At 60.2% G+C, this 22,064-nt stretch carries 20 protein-coding genes; 12 read left to right on the top strand and 8 right to left on the bottom strand.

Annotated features, from left to right (window positions below; translation table 11 throughout):
* Nucleotides 1-140: 140 nt before the first annotated feature.
* Nucleotides 141-884: a hypothetical protein gene (locus A6D6_RS17480; protein ID WP_159661414.1), complete on the bottom strand. Its 744-nt coding sequence runs from the start codon at nt 882-884 to the stop codon at nt 141-143.
* Nucleotides 885-1,639: 755 nt separating this feature from the next.
* Between A6D6_RS17480 and A6D6_RS17475 the strand changes: the two genes are divergently transcribed.
* The 3 genes from A6D6_RS17475 to A6D6_RS17465 all read left to right on the top strand — a co-directional run bounded on the left by A6D6_RS17475 (nt 1,640) and on the right by A6D6_RS17465 (nt 3,402).
* Nucleotides 1,640-1,909: a CopG family ribbon-helix-helix protein gene (locus A6D6_RS17475; protein ID WP_159661413.1), complete on the top strand. Its 270-nt coding sequence runs from the start codon at nt 1,640-1,642 to the stop codon at nt 1,907-1,909.
* Nucleotides 1,909-2,184: a type II toxin-antitoxin system RelE/ParE family toxin gene (locus tag A6D6_RS17470; RefSeq protein WP_133493386.1), complete on the top strand. Its 276-nt coding sequence runs from the start codon at nt 1,909-1,911 to the stop codon at nt 2,182-2,184. The genes A6D6_RS17475 and A6D6_RS17470 overlap by 1 nt, the downstream gene beginning before the upstream one ends.
* A gap of 210 nt (nt 2,185-2,394) precedes the next feature.
* On the top strand, nt 2,395-3,402 hold the full coding sequence (locus A6D6_RS17465) for an Rpn family recombination-promoting nuclease/putative transposase (RefSeq protein ID WP_159661412.1): 1,008 nt from the start codon (nt 2,395-2,397) through the stop codon (nt 3,400-3,402).
* A 116-nt stretch (nt 3,403-3,518) separates the two neighbouring features.
* Here A6D6_RS17465 and A6D6_RS17460 read toward each other — a convergent pair whose 3' ends face one another.
* The 3 genes from A6D6_RS17460 to A6D6_RS17450 all read right to left on the bottom strand — a co-directional run bounded on the left by A6D6_RS17460 (nt 3,519) and on the right by A6D6_RS17450 (nt 6,082).
* Nucleotides 3,519-4,229, bottom strand: coding sequence for a DUF3239 domain-containing protein (locus A6D6_RS17460; protein ID WP_159661411.1), 711 nt, complete (start codon nt 4,227-4,229; stop codon nt 3,519-3,521).
* A 197-nt stretch (nt 4,230-4,426) separates the two neighbouring features.
* Nucleotides 4,427-5,317, bottom strand: coding sequence for a type II secretion system protein N (locus A6D6_RS17455; RefSeq protein WP_159661410.1), 891 nt, complete (start codon nt 5,315-5,317; stop codon nt 4,427-4,429).
* A gap of 33 nt (nt 5,318-5,350) precedes the next feature.
* Nucleotides 5,351-6,082 carry a transposase gene (locus tag A6D6_RS17450; protein WP_159661409.1) on the bottom strand — a complete coding sequence of 244 codons (732 nt, stop codon included), beginning with the start codon at nt 6,080-6,082 and terminating at the stop codon, nt 5,351-5,353.
* An 804-nt stretch (nt 6,083-6,886) separates the two neighbouring features.
* Here A6D6_RS17450 and A6D6_RS17445 point away from each other — a divergent pair.
* Nucleotides 6,887-7,879 (top strand): putative solute-binding protein, encoded by a 993-nt coding sequence (locus A6D6_RS17445; RefSeq protein ID WP_159661408.1) that lies wholly within the window; start codon nt 6,887-6,889, stop codon nt 7,877-7,879.
* A 162-nt stretch (nt 7,880-8,041) separates the two neighbouring features.
* Here A6D6_RS17445 and A6D6_RS17440 read toward each other — a convergent pair whose 3' ends face one another.
* Nucleotides 8,042-9,175 (bottom strand): putative solute-binding protein, encoded by a 1,134-nt coding sequence (locus A6D6_RS17440; RefSeq protein WP_159661418.1) that lies wholly within the window; start codon nt 9,173-9,175, stop codon nt 8,042-8,044.
* 325 nt (nt 9,176-9,500) lie between these two features.
* On the opposite strand from A6D6_RS17440, the gene pqqA reads away from it, so the two are divergent.
* From pqqA to A6D6_RS17405, 7 genes are all read left to right on the top strand, one after another.
* Complete coding sequence (gene pqqA / locus A6D6_RS22225) at nt 9,501-9,788, top strand: pyrroloquinoline quinone precursor peptide PqqA (RefSeq protein ID WP_439647241.1); 288 nt, start codon at nt 9,501-9,503, stop codon at nt 9,786-9,788.
* A 69-nt stretch (nt 9,789-9,857) separates the two neighbouring features.
* On the top strand, nt 9,858-10,769 hold the full coding sequence (gene pqqB, locus A6D6_RS17430; RefSeq protein WP_159661407.1) for a pyrroloquinoline quinone biosynthesis protein PqqB: 912 nt from the start codon (nt 9,858-9,860) through the stop codon (nt 10,767-10,769).
* A complete protein-coding gene (pqqC, locus tag A6D6_RS17425; protein WP_236564149.1) occupies nt 10,766-11,530 on the top strand; it encodes a pyrroloquinoline-quinone synthase PqqC in 765 nt (254 codons plus the stop codon). Before pqqB ends, pqqC begins: the two co-directional genes overlap by 4 nt.
* Nucleotides 11,527-11,805: a pyrroloquinoline quinone biosynthesis peptide chaperone PqqD gene (pqqD, locus tag A6D6_RS17420; protein WP_133493369.1), complete on the top strand. Its 279-nt coding sequence runs from the start codon at nt 11,527-11,529 to the stop codon at nt 11,803-11,805. Before pqqC ends, pqqD begins: the two co-directional genes overlap by 4 nt.
* Nucleotides 11,777-12,925, top strand: coding sequence for a pyrroloquinoline quinone biosynthesis protein PqqE (gene pqqE, locus A6D6_RS17415; RefSeq protein ID WP_159661406.1), 1,149 nt, complete (start codon nt 11,777-11,779; stop codon nt 12,923-12,925). Before pqqD ends, pqqE begins: the two co-directional genes overlap by 29 nt.
* Nucleotides 12,900-14,906 (top strand): alpha/beta hydrolase family protein, encoded by a 2,007-nt coding sequence (locus A6D6_RS21760; protein WP_201303835.1) that lies wholly within the window; start codon nt 12,900-12,902, stop codon nt 14,904-14,906. The genes pqqE and A6D6_RS21760 overlap by 26 nt, the downstream gene beginning before the upstream one ends.
* Complete coding sequence (locus A6D6_RS17405; protein ID WP_159661405.1) at nt 14,903-17,371, top strand: insulinase family protein; 2,469 nt, start codon at nt 14,903-14,905, stop codon at nt 17,369-17,371. The genes A6D6_RS21760 and A6D6_RS17405 overlap by 4 nt, the downstream gene beginning before the upstream one ends.
* 129 nt (nt 17,372-17,500) lie before the next feature.
* Here the strand turns inward: A6D6_RS17405 and A6D6_RS17400 are convergent, their stop codons facing one another.
* Nucleotides 17,501-18,097, bottom strand: coding sequence for a glutathione S-transferase family protein (locus A6D6_RS17400; protein ID WP_201303834.1), 597 nt, complete (start codon nt 18,095-18,097; stop codon nt 17,501-17,503).
* Between the two features lie 18 nt (nt 18,098-18,115).
* Nucleotides 18,116-18,559 (bottom strand): VOC family protein, encoded by a 444-nt coding sequence (locus A6D6_RS17395; RefSeq protein WP_201303833.1) that lies wholly within the window; start codon nt 18,557-18,559, stop codon nt 18,116-18,118.
* Between the two features lie 150 nt (nt 18,560-18,709).
* Here A6D6_RS17395 and A6D6_RS17390 point away from each other — a divergent pair, with 150 nt between their 5' ends.
* Nucleotides 18,710-19,588, top strand: coding sequence for a LysR family transcriptional regulator (locus tag A6D6_RS17390; protein WP_133493365.1), 879 nt, complete (start codon nt 18,710-18,712; stop codon nt 19,586-19,588).
* A gap of 116 nt (nt 19,589-19,704) precedes the next feature.
* Here A6D6_RS17390 and A6D6_RS17385 read toward each other — a convergent pair whose 3' ends face one another.
* Complete coding sequence (locus A6D6_RS17385; RefSeq protein ID WP_159661404.1) at nt 19,705-21,861, bottom strand: IgaA/UmoB family intracellular growth attenuator; 2,157 nt, start codon at nt 21,859-21,861, stop codon at nt 19,705-19,707.
* Nucleotides 21,862-22,064 lie beyond the last annotated feature (203 nt).

Here is a 22,064-nt window from a genome sequence, read left to right as displayed (position 1 = left end):
GACACTGTCTCACTTTAGGGGAAGTGGACACCTCATCAACGGTAGACCACCTTGCAGAAACGACAAACCCCGCTCAGGTCGGGGTTTGTCAGCAAACAGAGCGGGCTATTAGATAATAGCCCGCATCAACCGCTTCTCAATTACCAAGCATTCGCATCGAAGCCTTCTTCACTATACAAGATTCCATCCACACCACAACTTGTTCCCGTAATAGTGTTATTAAAAGTAAATGAAGAGTCATCAGAAATTGGATTCCCATTTCTAAACTCAACATCTTCCATGGTTCCACCATCACAGATAGTACCTAGCAGCGGATGTGTAACCTTAATAGTGCCCCCGATGTTGCCTATTGCTAAGCCAGTGGCCGGAGGGTGAACATTGCTTGATTGCGGAAATCCACCGCTTGCACTAAAGTTAGATGCAGTATCTGCCCACCAAGGAAATCCTCCAAGAGTTAGCCCTGAACAAAGCGTATCGCCGGAAGTAACCCCCCCGTCCACAACCTGAATCTTAAGGATTTTTCCTGTGCTCGTCGGCTCATAGCGGAGTTGTCCTTTCAGTGCCAGGTTGCATGACACTGTAATCAACGGAGTTACCAAATCGACATTAGTTCCGTAGAAAATAAAGCCATTATCCGTATTGCCGTTAGTCAGTTGAAGGTTATATGAAGTATCCCCACTGTTATAACCAAACCACTGATTTGTAGGTGCAGCATGATAAGTCAAATCAAGCCCACCTCGACTATCTTGATACTGAACACAATCCCATTGACTTGATGTTGCGCTTGCAGGATCGCATGATTGGGCCAAGGCTTGGTTGCTCATTGCGTATGCTGCCAAACCCAATGTGCTACAACATACCATTTTCAAAATTTCTTTACTCATGATCTTCTCCATATTTAGTCGAACGAATCGTTACTACTTCCGTGGTTCGTCATGATTCAGTTATCCGGTTTGGGTGATCCCCCCTCGCCGGACTTTCGACCCTATCAAAACCACAAAAAGCAACAAGACAAAAACAAAGAATAATTTCCTGAAAACCAAACTTTATTTATTTAAAAGAAAACACCCCTTCAAAATCAAACACTTAACCTCTCACTTCTGCGCCATTTTTGGGGAACTTCTGGGGTATTTTTTTGATCTTTTTTGTCGTTTTAATTACCCCAGAAGTTGCCAAGGAACTTCTGGGGTAATTATTTTTTTAGGCTAAAAAGGTTGGCGAAGGTGACATGGGTTTCTGTGGGGATGTTGGGGGAGAGAAGGAACGGCGGTTATTCGCTTGCTAGCAAGCTTCCCACAGTGGAGAAACTGTTGGCGGAGGAGCGAGTGCGAAGCCATAAGGGCAGAGATGGCCTTGGGGTTGTGCGGTGGAGAGGCGGTAGTCGATATTCGCTTGCAGCGGCCCGCCGCCCGGACAAAGCTCCTGCAGCGGATTTGTTGTGAGGTGGTTTGTTGTCCGGGGGGATGTTTCCTACACTACCCTTTGCTTGTGACGGACAGAGTTTTCCGTCAGGGCTGACAGACCGGAACCTTTCTTCTCCCCATACTGATTCTGCTATCCAGACAGATAATTCATTTGAGTGATTCGGCTTGAATCACTATGATTAACTTTGAATCATATATATCCAAGGAGCCCCATCATGGCCCGGACAGAAACCAAGGTATTGACGGCCCATATCCCCCTTCCCATGGCGGAAAGAGTCGACCAGATGGCCCAACGGCTGGAGCGCTCCCGCGGCTGGATCATGAAACAGGCGCTGGCTGCCTGGCTCGATCAGGAAGATGAGCGAGAGCGACTCACCCGCGAGGCTCTGGCTGACGTGGACGCCGGTCGCGTCATCGACCATCAGGCCGTGCAGGCGTGGGCGGACAGCCTGGGTACCGATGAGCCCCAGCCAGTACCGCGCTGATGGAGCTCAAGTGGACCAGCAAAGCGCTTTCCGATCTGGCTCGTTTATACGAATTTCTGGCCCCCGTGAACAAACAGGCCGCCGTGCGGGCTGTGCAGGCATTAACCGAAGCTCCCACCGTCCTGCTGACCGACCCACGTCTCGGTGAGCGGCTTTTTGATTTCGAGCCTCGTGAAGTCAGACGATTGCTGGTCGGGGATTACGAGATGCGCTACGAGATTCAGGAATCCACCCTCTATATGCTACGGCTCTGGCACACTCGGGAAGGCCGCTGAGTTCCTGGTTGCCCGAATGCGGACGAAACGTGGCGCATACGAGTCGCGATTCGCTTGCGAGCAAGCTTCCCACAGCGGCTTCGTGCCCTCCCCTAAGGGAGCCTTCCTACACTACCCGCCACTTTCGACTGACGGTTCTTTCCGTCAGGGCTGACAGACGGATCGCGGAGTGCGCGTCATATTACTCCCCTGCTGATTTGGGGAGGATTCATGGGGGAGCACGACACCGCTTATAAATTTCTGTTTTCGCATCGCGCTCTGATGCGGGATTTGCTGCTTGGGTTCATGGAAGGGGACTGGGTCCGGGAGCTGGATCTGGATTCACTGGAAAAGGTCAGTGACGGCTACGCTACCGGGGATCTGCTTAGCCGCCACAATGACGCGCTCTGGCGGGTACGCTGGAAACGCGAATGGGTTTATCTCTATCTGATGCTGGAGTTTCAGTCCACGGTGGAGCGCTTCATGCCGGTGCGTATCCTCACTTACATCGGTCTGCTGTATCAGGACCTGATCCGGCGTAAGGAACTAAGCCCAGACCGCCGGTTACCACCGGTACTGCCCATAGTGCTGTACAACGGAAAGGGACGTTGGCGCGCTCCGGTGGCCCTGGACAATTTGATTCAGCCCCCTCCCCACGCCGTGCTCCCCTATTTGCCCCGGCTACAGTTTCTACTTTTGGATGAGGGCGCTCTGCTTCACGAGGGCGCCCTGCCTGGGCAGCGTAATCTGGTCGCCGCCATATTCCGGCTGGAGCAAAGCCAGGCCCCGGAAGACCTGTCTCGGGCCTTCTCCCATTTGCTAGAATGGCTCAAGGGGCCTGAGCAGAGTGAACTCAGACAAGCTATTCTGGAATGGCTACATCGCCGGGGCCCCAGTCTGGCTCCGGAAATCAGCTGGCGGGAAGTTCGAAACTTACAGGAGGCGAACACCATGCTGGAAGAACGCATACAAGAGTGGAAAGCCCAATTCCGCCGGGAAGGGCTCACCAAAGGCCGAGAGGAAGGTCGGGAAATAGGTTTGGAGGAAGGTCGGGAGGAAGGTCGGGAGGAAGGTTCCACCGCCGAGGCCCGAAATATTCTGCGGCGTCAGTTGATACGCCGTTTCGGTACAGTCCCTGAACACATCGATGTCAAACTGAACGGCGCCAGCCGGGAACAGCTGGAAGACTGGATCGACCGGCCTTACGAGGTGGAAGAGCTGGAAGACGTCTTTCGCTGATCAGGTCGGGGATTCTGGCTCGGTTCCGGTTCGCGAACCGGGATTCGCTTGCCAGCAAGCTTCCCACAGTGGCTTCCCGGCTCCGCGGGAATCAGAAATGGCAGCGCTCTTTTACTCTATGGCTTATCGGTTTTCTGTAGGGCCGCGTCGAAGTAGATCACCTTGTTATTCGGTGCTTTTTTCATGGCATCCTTGAGTTCTTGCAACACCGCCCATTCATCAATGTCATCCTCATCGTCCACGGTGAGGCTTTCGGTTACTTTTTTCACCAGGGTTGGATCGCTGTAACCCCAGGCCACCGGGCGGGGCAGGAAAAGGCTCCAGTAGCCGTTCTCCGGCATTCCAAACATCGAGACGCAGGGCACTTTCTCATCAATGGCGATGGTGTGGTTGGGCAGTTGCTTCACGGGCAGCTTCAGACACCCCCACACCAGATCCACATCCTCTTGCCCACGCATATCGGCCAGGGCCAGCAAGGTCAGCGGCTTGGTCTCGATTACAATGGCGGGGATCAGCAGGCCGTTTTCATAGGCGATGTCCCGGTGACCGACGGGCCTGGGAAAAGCACGAAGTACAAGCAACAGCAGTAATGTCATGACCAGCAGAATCAGCCACCCACTGGTATTGCCGCTCCTGTAGAGGGAGAAACTGCAGACGCCGGTGAACACGGCAAGCGCGATCACCACGAAAAACAGAGGGCTGAACTTGCTCGGATATTCGTCATAGGTCTCCATATGAACGGGATCCGGCGGCATATTCATGGCCCGTGAGGCAAACGTATCATTCCAGGACTCACCAACCTGACCAACCCGGCTGTCATCGGTCATTCCGCTCTCCTTGCACAAGGGATGATTCAAACAGGAAAACCTTAGCACACCCTTCTGCCCTCCCACAGCTTGAAGCGGCGTACCTGTGAACCGCTTGATCCGTGGGAGCCGGCTTGCTGGTTAATAACGGCACAAAGATGAAAAGATTCGCCAGCAAGCTGGCTCCCACAGCGGCTTCGTAGTGTGATCCCCAGGGACTACCCGCCTTCGGAGGGTTTCGCGGTCAGGGCGGCCATGCCTCGAATATTCCCGTTGCCGGTCCGATACTCGATCAGAAACTCCTTGCTTCCCCGCCTCACGATGATCTCACCAATGCCACTATCCACCACGGAGCGGCGGGCCAACAGGTCGTCTTCCTTGGTTCCCAGTGGATAGCCATTGGCGGAAAAGATAACGTCGCCTTTTTGGAAGCCGAACTTCTTGACCAGGTCTCCCTCTTCATCGATCACCCGGTAGCCATTGGCGGTCTCCGGGCTCACCGGTTCCACCCCCATGGTTTTCATGGCCTTGTCCCGGTCACTCAGCAGCTTTTCCACTTCCGGATCACCGCCGGTCTTGTCATCCGGCGCCGGTTCCACCGAGGCCACGATCCCCGGCATTGCCTCCCAGGCCAGCAGCGGCAACTTTTCCAAGCGCCCTCCCCGCTTGAGCAACACGTGATCGACCCGTAATGCATTCAGAGTGGCGCCACGGATCAGCTCATCGCCCACGTGATACAGCCCCGCTTCCCCGCCTTCCGGCTGGATGATCGCCCAGCCGTGCTGGTCCATCCGGTTATGGAAAACGCCGAGCAAGGTGAGTTTCATCCGGGTTTCTGGAGCATCGGAATGCACTTCAACCGTACCGCTCCCGGACAGGTACTCACCGAACAGATTCCAGCTCTCGATTTCCACTTTCGTCAGCGTTGGGTTTCGCGAAGCCGCGGTTACGGGGAGATCGTCCGCGGGCATCCGTTCCGGCGGCTTGGGGCCGTGGATCAGCAGCGTCACGGTCCACACCACCAAGTATACCAACACGCCAAGCAGCACCAGCGATATCAGGTAGCGTGCGGCGCGACCCAGCACGGCGATCAGAGCAAGACGGTTCATTGCCAAAAGACCTCTTGATCAACGCACCGCCGATTATTCTTCACTGTCGTCGCCCGGTGGGCTTTCACCCTCCTGTCTTGGGCTCTTTCTGGGCCTCCCCCGGGGCCGGCCATACACACGCTCACCGTATTTTTCCGCCACTTCACGGATGAAGCGGTCCGAGCCGGTAACCAGCCCCCGGGTCACCGCGTTGACGATGAAGTCCACTTCCTTCGGGTTGTTGCCCATACGCAGATATTCCCGGTAGGCGAGGCGACGCTCATCCCGGTTCGCCCCCAAACGCAGATACGGTTCCGGGTCGTCCAGCCAGCTTGTCTGGGTCTTCTCGCAGCGCATGCGCAAGCTGCTATGGGCGTACTGATTGATCTTCTGCACCAGCCCCATCGTCACTGGCAGCAGCTCAATCATCCGCATGATGGTCAGGACCCACTGGCTGGGTTGCACCGGCGTGGACAGGAAGCGGCTTTCCCAGGGCGACTCCTCCCCATGGATCTTCTTGAAGAACAGCGCGGTGCGGCAGGACAAGCCTTTCATGAAGCGGGAGACTTCCGTGGCCCGCCCGGTGGGGGTGATCAACAAATGGACTTCGCCGGGCAGCAGACACCAGGCGTGGATCTCGACTTCGTACTCCCTGCGCAATTCCAACAGCTGCCGCTCGCAGTAGTTGAAATCCACCGTGGTACGAAAGATCGGGCTGCCGTCTCGGGTTTTATGCACTACATAGTGAGGGACACCTTGCAGCAAAACGCGTTCCTTGCTGCTCATAGCGCTTCTCCTTGTTATTGATTTCGCTGAGCTTCCCCGGCCCAGGCCGCGCCGGGCTTACATAACATTACTTCCTGGTACGGTTATGAAACTAAAACCCTAACGCTTTTAGAGCTCTTTAGGAACCCTTTAATATTTACAGTCGTGCACTTTTAATAAGACAATGATTTTGTATTTCCTGTCCCCTTTTTAAGCACTCCGTTTAAAGCCTTTTCCGGGATTAGCAAACGCTCACTTGATTACAAATCGGTGTATATTGAAACCGCCTTTGTATACCCGTTTTTGCGCCTTTCTCAGGTTCTTACGTCCGGTTTTTTGCATCCACACACAGGAACCAAATAAATCGCAATAAGCGCGTTTCCGCTTAGTCATTTTTTTGCCTCCAATCGCCCCCTAGAGTTCACTTGTTCGCTCTTTATGAGAGGTAAACCCGCGCGGTTTACAAGGGCGGCATTGGCCTCTTTGGCAGCGACGACGGGATTTGGGGACGCTCCTTGGCCGCTGACATCGGATCAGTTGCCAAGCCGTGTCCTTCACGTCCTTCCCCAACCACCGCGCCACACCGGTCCGCCAGCAAAGCAATTGGCTGTTTCTGCTGCCTTCCATGGCGATGCGGCCAGTACGGTAAATTGATCGCCCCCATACCCGCTGATACATTCAAACGCGTATCGTCACGATGCCCTGAGCGTCCGGTATGACCTGTTTTTCAAAGCCCTCGTGGACGCGTTTCCACACACGCCTAGCGAAGCCAGCCTCTCGACAGCGAAAACAGACCCGATTTTCTGTCGGATCACGGAGCCCCCAATGAAAAGAACCGCGTTGTACTTGCTTACCCCCTTGCTCATCGCCCTCTCCCTGCCCACCCTGGCGGAACCGATCAAGCGCAAAGTGTGCGTGTTCGACATCGTCGGCAATGCCGGGCCGATCATGAACAGCGCCCGCGACTGGAAGACCACCGCGCTTTCCTGGGGTCTGGATGTGGAATTGCTGCCCTATACCAGTGAGCTGATCGCCACCGAGGATCTGAAGGCCGGTGTTTGTGATGCCGCGCTGGTGACCGGGATCCGCGCCCGCGGCTTCAATAAGTTTGCCGGTACCATTGATGCCATCGGCGCGGTGCCCAGCATGGATCACTTGCACATCATCTCCCAGGTTCTGGCCAGCCCGAAGATGGCGGACAAACTGGAAGGCGGTAATTACTCCGTGGCCGGTTTCGCTCCGGCGGGCCCCGCCTATATTTTCGTCAATGATCGCGAAATCAATACGCTGGACAAGGCCGCCGGCAAGAAAGTGGCGGTGCTGGAATACGATGAAACCCAGGCCGGCCTGGTGTCGCAGGTGGGCGCCACGCCAGTGGATTCCGATGTCACCAACTTCTCCACTAAATTCAATAACGGTTCGGTGGACGTAATCTTCGCCCCCCTGGCGGTTTATCAGGCCCTGGAACTGTATAAAGGGCTCTCTCCGGACGGCGGCATTATCGACTATCCGCTGGTGCAACTGACCCTGCAGGTTATCGCCAAGACCGATCGTTTTCCCAAGGAGATGTTCCAGAAATCACGCAGTTATTTTTATGAGAACTTCGACCGCTTCCGGCGGCAGGTGGAACAGGAATCAAAGGCGGTGGACCCAAAATGGTGGGTTAAGATTCCCGATGAGGATAAAGCGGAATACGAACTGATGATGCAGGAAGCTCGCGATCAGCTCCGCGATCAAGGCTATTACGATCCGGACATGCTGACTATCATGCGCAAGATCCGCTGCAAGCTGGACGCCTCCCGGGCCGAGTGCACCTGACGTTGTTCTCCTGCCTTTCGCTGTGGGAAGCTCGCTAGCAAGCGAATATTGCAAACAGCTAAAGCGAACCCCATTCGCTTGCAAGCAAGCACCCACAGCGGCTAATGATCTGGCCGTTTGTTCTTTGCGCTGTCAATTATTCACCATCAACTGTCAACGGCTCTATTCCACCGGATTGACGCATTCCCCCCGGCTGGAATCCAGTTTGCAGCGCACCTTGCGTTCCAGGGTCAACATATCCGCGCTGTAGTAGCCCTTCCCTCGCAGGGTCAACCGGGCATCCTGCATCATCAGTTCGTACTCGCGTTTATCCTCGGCTGGAATTTCTATCCACCAGTGATCCGGTACCTTCGCCTGTTCCTGCGCCAGCCGCGCCATGATCCGGTCGTAGCCGTTGAAGAATTCCTCGCGCACCAGTTGCGCCACTTCATTGGGAAATTTATCGGCGCGCCCGATCAATTGCATGGTGATCTGCGCTAGCGGGTAATTGATGATGCCACCATTGGGACGCATGCCCTTGTACAACTCCAGCACTTCATAGGCCACGATCGGCGCCGCCAGCACATCCACCACCCCATTGTTGAATTTGTTCGGCGCGGAAACGATGTCGGAATTGACCGGCGTGGCCCCAATCCGTGCCACCATTTCCGCCTGAACCGGATCGTAGTCCAATACCGCCACCCGTTTTCCGGCGGCGTTGGCCAATGTATTGATGGCGCGGTCATTGACGAAGACATAGGCCGGCCCGGCCGGCGCGATACCCAGCACCACATAGCCGTTGGCCACCATCCGCGGCGCCACTTTCGGGCTGGCCATGGCGCGCAACAGCAGCTTCATGTGATCGTCGGAGGGCAAGGCACCGATGGCATCAATGGTACCGGTATATTGATTGAATAAACGGGCGCGCAGGCCACTGATCAGGGCGGCGTCGCAAATGCCCGCTTTCAGATCCTCCACCACTACGCTTTCGCTGGTGTAGGGCACCATCTCAAGATCCACGCCGTACTTCAAAACCCGAATTCGCTGGTCCTCGGCGGCCTTGAAGATCGGGCCCGCGCGGCCGGCGATGTCCCAGATACAAATACGGCGCTTAACCGGCTCGCCGGGCGTGTAGCCCGCCACTTTTTGCATTGCCTGAATCCGCTCATCCAACGAGCGACTCTGATCAAAGGCGATGGCGCGCAGCTTCGCCGCCAGCTCCGGGGTCAACGCCACCCCCGGAGCATAGCGTTTGAGCTCGGCCTGCTGCGCGGGGGTCAGGTCCAGCGCCTGATCGGCGGCGGCCGCGAGAGACATGGAGAGAACCAGAGAAAAACAGAGCAGCCGTAAAATACGCACGAGGCCTCCGGTCAGCGTATCCAATAGTGGATTCTCATTATGGGCAAGCCGTTCTCCGGACGCCTGACCGAAACGACATGGTGAGGGGCGTTGATGCCAAACGAAAGCGTCACTCGCCTGTGAATTCGCCAGCAGGGCTGGCTCCCACAAACCCAACCACGAAGCCACTGTGGGAAGCTTGCTGGCAAGCGAATGGCCCAACACCGAAGGCCGGAATTCGCCAGCAAGCTGGTCTCCCACAGCCTTTCTACAGGGCCACGGTGGGAAGCTTGCTTGCAAGCGAATGTGCCAACGCCAGAGGCCAGGATCGGCCATCAGCGGAGGGCCGCCCCGACGGGCTCCTACAATTGGGACCGCCATGTTAACGTGTTTGGGTCGGGACCTATGGACCGGCACATTCAGTACTAAAGTAGCAGTGATCCGATTCCCCGGGCAGTGCTCAAATGAATCGGCCGATCACGGCCAATCTCTGACACGAATAACAATCGAGGAGCTCGCTATGTGGACCAAACCCAGCTATGTGGATATGCGCATCGGCTTTGAAGTCACCATGTACATCTCCAATCGCTAACGCTGGTGCCCGCGGGCCCGCGTTGGCGGGATCCGCGGGACCACGCTCTCGTATCAGGCTCTGACGCCTATGTATATCCGAGTTCTCGGCTCGGCGGCCGGCGGCGGCTTTCCTCAGTGGAATTGCCAGTGCGCCAATTGCGCCGGGCTGCGCCAGGGCACCATCGACGCGTTGCCCCGCACCCAATCCTCCATCGCCTTGTCCGACGATGGCGAGCGTTGGATTCTGTGTAATACCTCGCCGGACATTCGTGCCCAACTGGAAAGTACACCGGACTTACGCCGGACGGACGGCAAGCGCGGCACCGCCATCGGCGCCATCGTTCTGATGGACAGCCAGATCGATCACACCACCGGGCTGCTGATGCTGCGCGAAGGCTGCCCCCATGAGGTATGGTGTACCGAGATGGTGCACCAGGATCTGTGCACTGGCTTCCCGCTGTTCCGCATTCTCGATCACTGGAACGGCGGACTGCGCTGGAACCCGATCCCATTGTCCGGTGAGTTCCGCATCCCTTGTTGCCCGGGGCTGCGACTCACGCCAATCCCGCTACGCAGCGCCGCTCCGCCCTATTCACCACACCGTAATGATCCCCATCCCGGTGACAACATCGGTCTGCTGGTGGAAGACAGCGCCGGCCAGCGCCTGTTCTACGCGCCCGGCCTGGGCCAGGTGGACGCCGACTTACGCACCCTGATGGCCAGCGCCGATTGTCTGTTGGTGGACGGCACCTTCTGGCGCGAGGACGAAATGAGTCACGCCGGCGTTGGTACCAAGCCAGCCAGTGAAATGGGCCACCTGCCGCAGAGCGGCCCGGACGGCATGCTGGCCTTGCTGGCCGGTCTGCCGGAACCTCAGCGCCAAATACTCATCCATATCAATAACACCAATCCGATCCTCGACCACGGCTCCGAGGAGCGCGCCCGGGTGGAAAGCCAGGGGGTCGAGGTGGCCTACGATGGAATGGCGATCCGATTATGAGCGAAATGGCTTCCGCCCTGCCGCTGAGCCGCGCCGAATTCGAACAGGCGCTGCGCGACAAGGGCCGTTACTACCACATCCATCATCCTTATCACGTGGCCATGTACGAAGGCCGCGCCAGCCGTCGGCAGATTCAGGGCTGGGTGGCGAACCGCTATTACTATCAGGTGAATATTCCGGTAAAGGACGCCGCCATCCTCGCCAACTGTCGGGACCGGGAGGTCCGCCGCGAATGGGTGCAACGCATTCATGATCACGATGGCGCCGCCGGCGGCGAAGGCGGCATCGAGGCCTGGGTCCACCTGGGCGAGGCGGTGGGCCTGAACGCCGAGGAAATCCGCTCCCAGGAACATGTATTGCCCGGGGTGCGCTTCGCGGTGGACGCCTACGTACAGTTCGCCCGCACCGCCAGTTGGCAGGACGCGGCCTGCTCGTCACTGACCGAACTGTTCGCGCCACAGATTCACCAGTCGCGGCTGGACAGCTGGCCCCGGCATTATCCGTGGATCGGCGAGGAGGGCTATCACTACTTCCGCAACCGCATGGGCGAAGCACGGCGCGACGTGGAACACGGTCTGCGCATCACGCTGGATCATTTCACCACCCGCGAAGCCCAGCGGCGGGCGTTGGACATTCTGCAGTTCAAGCTGGATATTCTGTGGACCATGCTCGACGCCATGAGCATGGCCTACGAACTGGAACGGCCGCCTTACCACACCGTCACCGAGGAAGGCGTCTGGCACCGGGGGTTACGGCAATGAGCGCACCACATCAAGACGCCGTTCCTCTGTTGCGCCGGGGTTTCCGCCTGCAATGGGAGCCGGCGCAACAGGCCCATGTGCTGCTGTACCCGGAAGGCATGGTGAAACTGAACGACAGCGCCGCCCAGATTCTCACACTGGTGGACGGCGAGCGCAGCGTCGCGGATATCGTTGCCACGCTGCATCAGCGCTTCCCGGAAGTACCGGACCTGGAAGCGGACGTGCTGGATTTTCTCGAGGCCGCCCATGGCAATCACTGGCTCAGCAACCGTTGAGACGCGTCCCGGGCCACCTTTGTGGCTGTTGGCGGAGCTGACCTACCGCTGCCCGCTGCAATGTCCCTATTGCTCCAACCCGGTGGACTTCGCCGACCAGGATAAGGAGCTGAATACCGAACAATGGCTGGACGTGTTCGCTCAGGCGCGGACCATGGGGGCGGCTCAATTGGGGCTGTCCGGCGGCGAACCGTTGACCCGGCCGGATCTGGTCGAGCTGGTCTCCGGTGCTCGCGAACTGGGTTATTACAGCAACCTGATCACCTCCGGCATGGGACTGAACCGGGACAAGGTCGCCGCCCTGGCGGACGCCGGCCTGGATCACATTCAAATCAGCTTCCAGGACGCTGAAGAAGCCGGCAATCAGCTGATGGCCGGCTCCCGCAAGGCATTCCAGCATAAGTTGGAAATGGCCCGGGCGGTGAAAGAGCACGGTTTTCCCATGGTGCTCAACGTGGTGATTCACCGGCACAACATCGACCGTATCGGCGATATTATCCAGCTGTGCCTGGACCTGGAGGCCGACTATGTGGAACTGGCCACTTGTCAGTACTACGGCTGGGCTCACTTGAACCGGCAAGGCCTGATGCCTTCGCGGGTGCAGTTGCAACGGGCGGAACAGGTGGTGGCGGACTATCGGCGCCGCCAGGAAGACACCGCCAATCCCTGCCAGTTAATCTTCGTGGTGCCGGACTATTACGAAGAGCGGCCGAAACCCTGCATGAACGGCTGGGGCAGTATGTTCCTCACCATCACCCCGGACGGCACCGCGCTACCCTGCCACAGCGCCCGGCAGCTGCCGATCGATTTTCCCAACGTCAGGGAGCACACCATCGAAACCATCTGGCGGCGCTCTCCGGGTTTCAATCACTTCCGGGGCGACGCCTGGATGCCGGAACCTTGCCGCTCCTGCGACGAGAAGCACGAGGACTTCGGCGGCTGTCGTTGCCAGGCGTACATGCTCACCGGCGATGCCACCAACGCCGATCCGGTGTGCGCCAAGTCGCCGCATCACCACGTCATCCTGGCGGCACGGGGACAAGCCGGCACGCCCCTGGATCAGGTACCACCACTGACCTACCGCAATGAACGCAATGCCCGGCTTATCTACCGGGGCTGATCCGGCCTCACCATCACCACTGAGCGCCCATCAGGCGGTGGCGGCAACGGTGGAGTTCGGCGAGTTGCACAGCAACGCGCAACGGGTGATCTGGACTCGCAGCGATCCCCGCGACGGCCGCTTTCGAGTTCAGGAGTGGACAACGGAGGGCCGCCGCACTCTGACACCGGAAGGGTTCAGCGTGCGCTCGCGGGTCTACGAGTATGGCGGCAGTGCCCTGTGCCTGGGCGAAGATGGCCTGGCCTTTGTCAACGAAGACGACCAGCAGCTTTACTGGCAGGGGTTTTCGGAACCGCGATGCCATCCGCTCACCGACCACCCGGATCGCCGCTACGGCGGGCTGGCCTACGACCATCGCCGTGACCGGATCATCGCCGTGGAGGAGCGGCCGGGAAATCCGAAAACCCGGCACCGGCTGGTGGCGGTGGGGCGCGATCGCGTCTTGCGGATACTGAGCGAGGGGGCTGATTTTTATGCCTCCCCCGCCATCAGTGACGACGGCCAACAGTTGGCCTGGGTGGAATGGGATCGCCCCCACCAACCCTGGACGGCCAGCCGCCTGCGTCACGTCAGCCTGGCGGACGACGGCCTGCCCGGGACGGCCCTCGCCGGCCTCGACACACCGGGCCACTCGACACAACAACCCCGTTTCGACCGGCAAGGACGCTTGCTCTGCCTGTTCGACGGCAGCGGACACTGGCGCCCATGGCGCTTCGAGCATGGACACTGGCGATGTCTGCCCGGCAGGGAAGCAGACCACACCCCCAGCCCCTGGCTGCTCGGCTCCCGCCATTACGATACCCTGCCGGACGGCAGCCCGGTGGTGGCCTGGTGGCGGGACGGCCGGGGCCATTTGAGCGTTACGAAAGAAACCGTCGCGCCAGCGGCGATGCCTTCGGGCTATCAGCATTTTCTCGCCATCAGCGCCGGCCCCCTGGGCGTGTTCTGTCTCGCCGCCGGGCCACGCCGGGGCACCGCGTTATTGCATCTGAACGCCGGAGAAGGCGGTGTTTCCACACTCGATTCGGCGCCTCTGCCTCTGGAAGCGACCACGGTATCCCCCCGCATTCGGAGGCCACCTTCATTCGCTGCCAAGGCGGCTTCCCACAGCGGCTTTGTGGTTCCCTTTGTGGGAAGAGGCCCGGGCGGCGCTCCGCTTGGCAGCGAATCGCTTGGAGCATCAGTAGTATCGGAACCAGAAGCGTGGAGGTTCGCCAGCGCCGGCCAGACAACCTGCCACGGCTTTTACTACCCGCCCTGCCCCGGCGACTGTACGCCGCCGCCCTTGCTGGTGACCGTCCACGGCGGCCCGACTTCGGCCAGCTTTCCGCTGTTCAATCCGGCGATACAGTTCTGGACTCAGCGCGGATTCGCGGTGCTGGACCTGAATTACCGGGGTAGCGTCGGCTTCGGCCGTGCATATCGTCAGTCCCTGGCGGGACAGTGGGGCGTCAGCGACGTCGACGATGTGCTGTACGCGGTGAAGGCACTGATAAGGGAACGGCTGGCGGATCCGCGCCGGCTGTTCCTGCGGGGACAAAGCGCCGGCGGCTTCACCGTGCTCAACACTCTGGCCCGCGCGCCGACCACATTCCGCGCCGCCACCAGCTTGTACGGCGTCAGCGATCCGCTCCGGTTGCGCCGGCAAACGCACAAGTTCGAAGCGGACTACATCGACTGGCTGATCGGTGATCCTGAACGGAACGCGAGCCGCTATCAGGCTCGCTCACCGCTGGCCAACGCCTCGCGTCTACGCACGCCAACCCTGTTTTTCCAGGGCCTGCGCGACGCCGTCGTGCTACCGGAACAAACCGAGGCCATGGTGGCGGCGTTGCACGCCAACGGCGTGCCGGTGGAGTGCGTGCGCTTCGCCGATGAGCAGCACGGCTTTCGCTCGCCACGCAACCGGGCGCTGGTGCTGGAACGGGAACTGGCGTTCTACCGGCACCATGACGCCATTGGCCGGGAGTCCGGCCAGTGACCGCGTTCACTGTCCACGACCGGCGACGCTTGCCACGCTCTGGTGCCCAGGCACGCCTTCATCATCACCATAGTGGTCTGCGCACCCTGTTGCTGCCGACGGCGGGCCAGCAGGTGACAGCCGTGCTGCAAGTCGGCGCGGGCAGCCACGATGAACCGGAAACCCGGCCGGGACTGGCACATTTGCTTGAGCACGTTCTGTTCACCGGCAGCGAGCGTTACCCCGAAGTTCACCACTTCGCCCGCCGCGTCCAGGGCTGGAATGGGCGCTACAACGCCAGTACCCTGGACGACACCATGGCGTTCTTTTTCACCGTGGACGCGGAGGGCCTCGCGCCTTGCCTGGCGCATCTGATCGACATGCTTAGCCGCCCCTTGCTGACACCGGAATCAGTGGCACGGGAACGACGGATTCTGGACGCCGAGTTCCGAACCCGGCTGGCCGATCCACGCCTGCATCGTCAGGCGCTATTGGCGCGGCTTGCACGGCCGTCGCATCCGCTGGCCCGCTTCACCGCCGGCAACACCCACAGCCTGAGTGCCCCCCTGGCCTCCTTGACCGGTGAGGTCAGGGCTTTTCATGCCCGTTGGTTCCGCGCCGGCAACATGGCCCTGATTCTGCGGGGCGCGCTACCAGACAATGTGGATGGCGTGCTGACGGAAGCGCTCTCGCCGCTGCCCGCCGGCCCAACTCCATCCCGGCCTCCTCTGCCCACCGCCTTCCCCAGCAACATTCGGCAACAGGACTGGCTCTGGCGGGCCCCACAGTCCGATACCGGCTGCGCGCTGCTGTTTCCCCTGCCGGAGGAGGAACGGGTCTGGCCCTGGCTGCGCCACTGGCTGCGGGAACCCGGCCTTCACGGCGCACTGGGCGGCTTGCGCGCCGCCGGCATGGCGTCAACGATTACCGTGACCGGACAACGGCGCCAGCGGAATCAGGGGGAGTGCCAGATTCTGCTGGACAGCCCCGGACGCGGCCAGGAGTGCGCCGCCATGCTGGAGCAGTGGCTGTCACGGATGGCGGATTACCTGCCCTCACAATGGCCATCAACGGTGCGGCTGACCGCCCCGGACCCGGAAGGTTTTCCCGCGCCGCCGGACGCCCGGCTGGCGCGCCTGTGCTATCTGGCACGCCGTGTTGCCGGGGAGCCGGAAGCGGACGCCGATACCTTGCTTGCGCCCCCGGCTCTGCCCGATGACCACACCTGGCGTACTGCTCTGAAGGTGCTGAGCGACAACGGCGCGCTGGTCATCGATCATGACGATGGCCGGGACTTCACTCACTTCACCCCCTGGACCGGTACCCCTTGCCGCCCCATTCCACGACAACGGCCGGCAGTCGCTGATCCGTTCCGGACATCGCTGGCGCTACCGGCGACAACCACCACGATGCCGCCCCCCTTGAAGAGGCTCATCCGCGTCCCGGTTGAAACCGGGGAGACCCTCAGACTCGGTTGGCACTGGCCCGGTGATCAGATAACGGCGCTGGAACGGCTGAGCCTGCATTGGCGCCTGCTGCTGGAGCATGTGTCGTGCACAGGTCCCAAAGCCGGTGTCCATCAAAGCGGCACCAATCTGATACTGGATCTTCCCGTTGATGACTCGGCGATCCGGACAACACTGGCGACCCTGTTCGCGCCGCTGGATGCCCGCTGGGAAGGCCTGATCAAACACCGGCACCGGATCTGGCGCCGGCAACTCGACGCAGCGGCACCGGCGCACCGCCTGCTCCAGGTTTTGCGGGATCGACTTGATGGCGTGGCGCGGGAAAACCAGAGACCTCTTTCCTCTCCCACGTCGTGGTGCTGCGCCTACCCACAAGCCTGGCCGGAGACACAGCTGAGCACCGCCCTGTCTCCCATAACCGCCCGCTTTGTCCCCGATGCCGCCACGCACACCGCCAGCGTCGCGGCGATCCCCACCGGAGAGCAGGCGGTCCCCTGCGCCTTTCCGGATCACGCGCGCCTGCTTTATCTGCCGGCGCCACGACGCAACGCGCTGGACCGTCTATGCTGGCGGTTATTGCAACGTCATCTGGCCGTTCCCTTTTATCAGCAACTGCGACTGCAACAACAATTGGGCTATTGGGTGGACTGCCGTTACCAAGAGGAAGCGGACGGCCACTGCGGCCTGCTGCTACTGGTGCAATCGCCGGCTCACGGACAGAGAGTGCTGCAAGCGGCCCTCGCCGGCTTTCTTGAACACGCCGGCACACTTTTGGCGGCGATGCCCCTGGAGGACTGGCAATGTGCGCTACGATCACTACGGGCGGAAGTGGGGCGGGAACACAGCGTTTCCGGGCACCCCTTTGAATACCGCTGGAAACAGGCGTTTTATCAGCGCTCAGGGGAAGCCAATGCGGAACCGCGCCTGTTGGCCCGCCTGACGGCAAAAGACTGGCGGGACGAGGTGCTGGAACGGTACGCCATGGCCCGGCCATTCACCCTCTACTCCACCACCGAGTGATTTGCGGCGGCAAGAAGACCGGCCTGCGAAGCCACTGTGGGAGGCTTGCTTGCAAGCGAATCGGGCTCCCGTTTCCAAAGAATTCGCTTGCAAGCAAGTCTCCCACAGCGGCCCTGTAGCGACCTCTGACTAAATCCCGGGCATGGGTTGAAACCCTGGCAGCGCTTTGACTCGCTCCATCCAGGCGTTCACATGACGATAGGGACGCGGGTCCACGCCCCCTTCCCAGGCCACCGCCAGGTAAGGAAACACCGCGCATTCGGCGATGGTGGGCCGGCCGGCGGCGAGCCATTGATGCGTCGCCAAATGCTTATCCAGCAATTCCAGAATCCGCTCGCTGCGTTCCAGCGCCAACGCCTTGTCCAGGGCATAACCGAATTTGTCGACCAGGCGCGCGGCATTGGGGCCATGCTGTATTTCATTGGCGGCCACCGACAGCCATTGCATCACCTCCCCCTGAAGGTGCGCCTCCCCTGGCCACCACGCCTCGCCGCCATAGCGCCCGGCCAGATACACCAATATCGCCTGGGAATCCCGTAACACCAACTTGCCGTCCTCTAGGATGGGCAATTCTCCCCAGGGATTCAGCGCGGCAAGACGTTCTCCTTTATGTTCGCCGGCGAGAAAATCCACCGCTTCGATCTCCAGCGGCAACCCCGCCAGCGCGGCGAACAAACGCACTTTATAGCAATTGCCCGAAGGCTCCAGATCATACAGCTTCATCATTGCTCTCCTATCGAGGAATCAGTCCTGCTCGGGAATCAGTTGATTGAATTCGAGAACGTTGCCGTCGGGATCGCGGATAAACAGCGCCACCCGGCGCGGACCGATCCGTTTCGGCCCTTCGGTAATGACGATGGCTTCCCGTTCCAACCAGGCCCGTAGCGCGGCCAGATCGGCCACCAGGAACGCCGGGTGCGTCATACCGGGCAGTTTCACCGGCTCATCCAGCAACACATTGCGACCACCTGGCCGACGGGCACCATTGAAAATCAGATTAATCCGCACCCCGGCGGCGGTAACCATTTCGTTGGCTTCGGCGCCGGGGAAATGATGGGTTTGCCGGAATCCCAAGCGCTCATAAAAGCGCAGGGACCGACGCCGGTCGGTGACTCGAATGCCCACGTGGTCATAACCGGTCACCATCACCGGACAGTCTTGCGACGTTGCCGGCTTCTCCATCCACATAGCCCAAAACCTCCACTTTCGGCCTATTGATTGGCCACCGATGCTGACCTAGTTTGGATGAATGAAAAATGGTCCCGGATGCAGAACAGTATTACGCGCGGCGCACAAATCGCCTCGTTCGGAGAGCCCGGAGAGCCCGGAGAGCAAAGCATGGACAAACTGAAAGCGATGGCCACCTTCGTACGTATCGTCGACAGCGGCAGTCTCAGCGCGGCGGCGGATGCACAAGGGCAATCCCCGGCTTCGGTGGTGCGCAGTCTGGCGGCGTTGGAACGGTCCCTGAATGTCCGTCTCCTGAATCGCACTACCCGTCAGCTGTCTCTCACCGAGGAAGGACGAGACTATCTGACGCGCTGTCGTCGCATTCTGGCCGACGTCACCGAAGCGGAAAGCGTCCTGCAAGAGCGCCAGCGCGGCCCTTCCGGTACCGTCGGCATCACCGCTCCGGAGACCTTTGGCCGCTATCACGTGGCGCCCCTGGTAAACCGCTTTCTCAGCGACCACCCCGCCATGCGCGTCAATCTGGTACTGGAAGACAAAGTGGTGAACCTGGTTGAAGCGGGCCTGGATCTGGCGATCCGTATCGGACATCCACGGGACTCGTCCCTGGTCGTGCGCCCTCTCGGGCAAATGTCGACGGTGGTATGCGCCAGCCCGGAATATCTGGCCAGCAAGGGGGAACCCGCGATGCCCCGGGAACTGGAAAGTCGTCCCTGTGTCCTGTTCGCCCCTCAAGGACCACTATGGGGCTTTCACGGCGATACGGTGCGAATTGATCCCACCCTGGTTACCAACCAGATTGAAAGCGCCCGGCAAGCCTGCATCGCCGGCCTCGGCTTCGGGCGTTTCTATCACTATCAAGTGCGGGAAGCCCTGGCGGACGGCACTCTGGTCAAAGTGCTGGAGGCCTTCGAGCCGGATCCGATTCCCGTGCTGCTGACCTACCCGCACTCACAACTGCTGTCACGCCGGGTGCGCTATGTGATCGATTGGCTGGCACCACGCATCACACCCCGGCTGGCCGCATGATCATCTGCCATTCGCGGCTAAAGCAGCTTCCCACGAAAGAAACTACGAAGCCGCTGTGGGAAGCGAGTTCACTCGCGAATAACCGTTGTCAGCAATAGCCGAGCAACAGTGCCCCGTCAGGACGGTTGCGCCCAGCCATGCAGCCGGGCCAAATCCGCCTCGCGGCGACGCTTGGCGCGATACTGCTGTACCGCCAGCCAGACATGGACCGGCAACAGCACGGCGGCCAGCAGTATCCACACCGTCAACAGCAGTGAACGCCAGGGCCACTCCAGTTGGCGGGTGACATCCACCACCAGTATCGGCGCGCCTGAATCATCCTCGCCGCGATGGACCACCATCCCCTTCGCCGAAAAGGGCTCCGCGCTGCCCGGCGCGGTCAGGTCGACGAAACGCCGCCACAACTCGATATCCGTCATCGATGCCGGCGTCAGCGCCGGGTCACCAATCATGTGCACCAGCACACCACCTTTTTCGTTGTCATGGATCTCGCGGCCAAGGTCCGGCACCGCCTGCCCCGCCCGTTCCCGCCCCACCGCGCGTAAACGACGTTTCACCAGGCCAAGCTCGGATTGGCCAATCACCGCCTGCAAAGGTTTGTCGCCCTCATAGCCCATCACCTCCTCGCGCAAGGCGTCCCAATCGGTGGGCTGCTCTGGCAAGGAGACGCGGAGATGTTCCACGACGGTGTCGCGAAGATAGGCACAGGCGTGCTGTTGTCGCGTCCCGCAGGCATTTTCCACCAATTCAATCAGCGCCCGTGGATTTTCCACCAGTAACGGCGCCTGGCGCGGATCCCGACCGTACAGCTTCACCATCATTTCCACATAGGGATCACGGCGTGTTTTCACTACCTCGTCGGAGAACAGCTCGGCGGTGAGCTCATCGATTTCCACTCGGGGTAGCGCGGAGGTATCACCTCCCCAGCGAATCCAGTCACAGTGTACTCCGGGGTGCCGCCAATCCCCCATCGACGCGCGCACCTGGCACCGGCCCGAGCCGGACAGGTCCACCATGCTGCCCGCCCCCGGCGGCGACGCCAACAATGCCGACACCTCCCGCGCCTCGAGATAACGCCCCCCGGACACCGCGTTCCAGGTCAGCATGCCATCGGCCCAGGGCGCCCGTGACAACAACAGCGCCGCCAACAATCCAATACCCGCCACCAACGCCATGGTGAAATGCCGCCCCCAATAGGCCAACGGGAAGCGACGAATTTCCTCATCAAGAGACAACTGGCGGTTGTAATTGACCACCGAGTAATCGTCCACGCGCAGATCCATCTCCAAGCGCTGGCCGTCCTCATAGTCCACGTGGGAACGCCAGTGTTCCGGAAGGCTGAAGCTCAGCTTGTCACCCAGGGTAGCGGCCACGGTCACCGTGTTACTGCTTTCGTCGAACAGTAGTGGCGTCAGGTTCAGCGTACCGGTAACCGTATTCACCTTTTGCGCGGGACCGGGGCGCCAGCGGCGCCAGAACAGCCACAACGCCAAGACCGCCAACAGCACGGCGGCGCCACTCCACAATGACATCGCCAACATACTGGTCCGGGCGGTGGCGATACCCAGGCCGATGAACGCCAGCATCAGTAACAGTCCCGGCAAAAGCCCCACGCCCCGGCCGCCACGGGCCTCGATCTCCGCCACGGTCTCGTCCCGCTGGGCGTAAATATCCACCCGGCGTTTGCGCGCCGCCGCCTCCTCGTCTTTCTCCTGGTCCCGATCCGGATCCTCGTCCCGATCGGTATCACTGTCGATGAACACGTCCTGCAAGGCACCGCGGGCCCCATCCTGCCATTGCTGATCAGCGGCATCCCGGCGTTGGTCCCGTTCCTGGGCACCGGGCAAATCGAATTCCTGATTCAATCCGACCACCACCGCCATCTTGCCGGCGAACACCACTTCGGCGCGGTTATGCTCGGCCAGGAACAGGTCGGCGTCGTAAGGCAGGAACACCTCCACACCGCCAATGGTGTCGTGCCAGGTGCTGGTCCCGTTGGATTCGATACCATGACGGGAATACGCGCCTTCCAGCGGAAACACCTCGTCGCTTTCCACCGTCAGCGGACGCTTCGGTTTGGCCGGATCGTGAATGGGCGGCAACGCCCGCCGCTCCTCCTCGCTCAGTCGGCGAATCGAGCCGCCCTGCTCGCGCATCGCCGCCAGCGCCTTCTTGCTCTGGCGACGGCGGGATGAATAGCCCACCAGGCTACTGACGGTGAGGCCCAGCACCACCAGAATGAACAGCAGTTTCAACAATCCCAATAATTCCAAGGCCTTATCCTCCTTGATAAAAGTGGTGCGTATGCTACAGCATTCTCCCTGGTACGAAAAATCAACACCTCATTCTGGAATCCACTCTTGCGGATCTGGATGCCGACAAGCCTCTGCAAACCCACGAACCGCCACAAGTCGGCCCGCTGCATGGCTGGTATATTCCCGCCAGAGACGGGGAAGAATCCGCGCCCCAGGCCTTT

The organism is Alcanivorax xiamenensis, assembly GCF_009846745.1.
In the GTDB taxonomy this organism is placed as follows: Bacteria; Pseudomonadota; Gammaproteobacteria; order Pseudomonadales; family Alcanivoracaceae; genus Alloalcanivorax; species Alloalcanivorax xiamenensis.
This window is presented reverse-complemented; position numbering and strand designations above follow the sequence as displayed.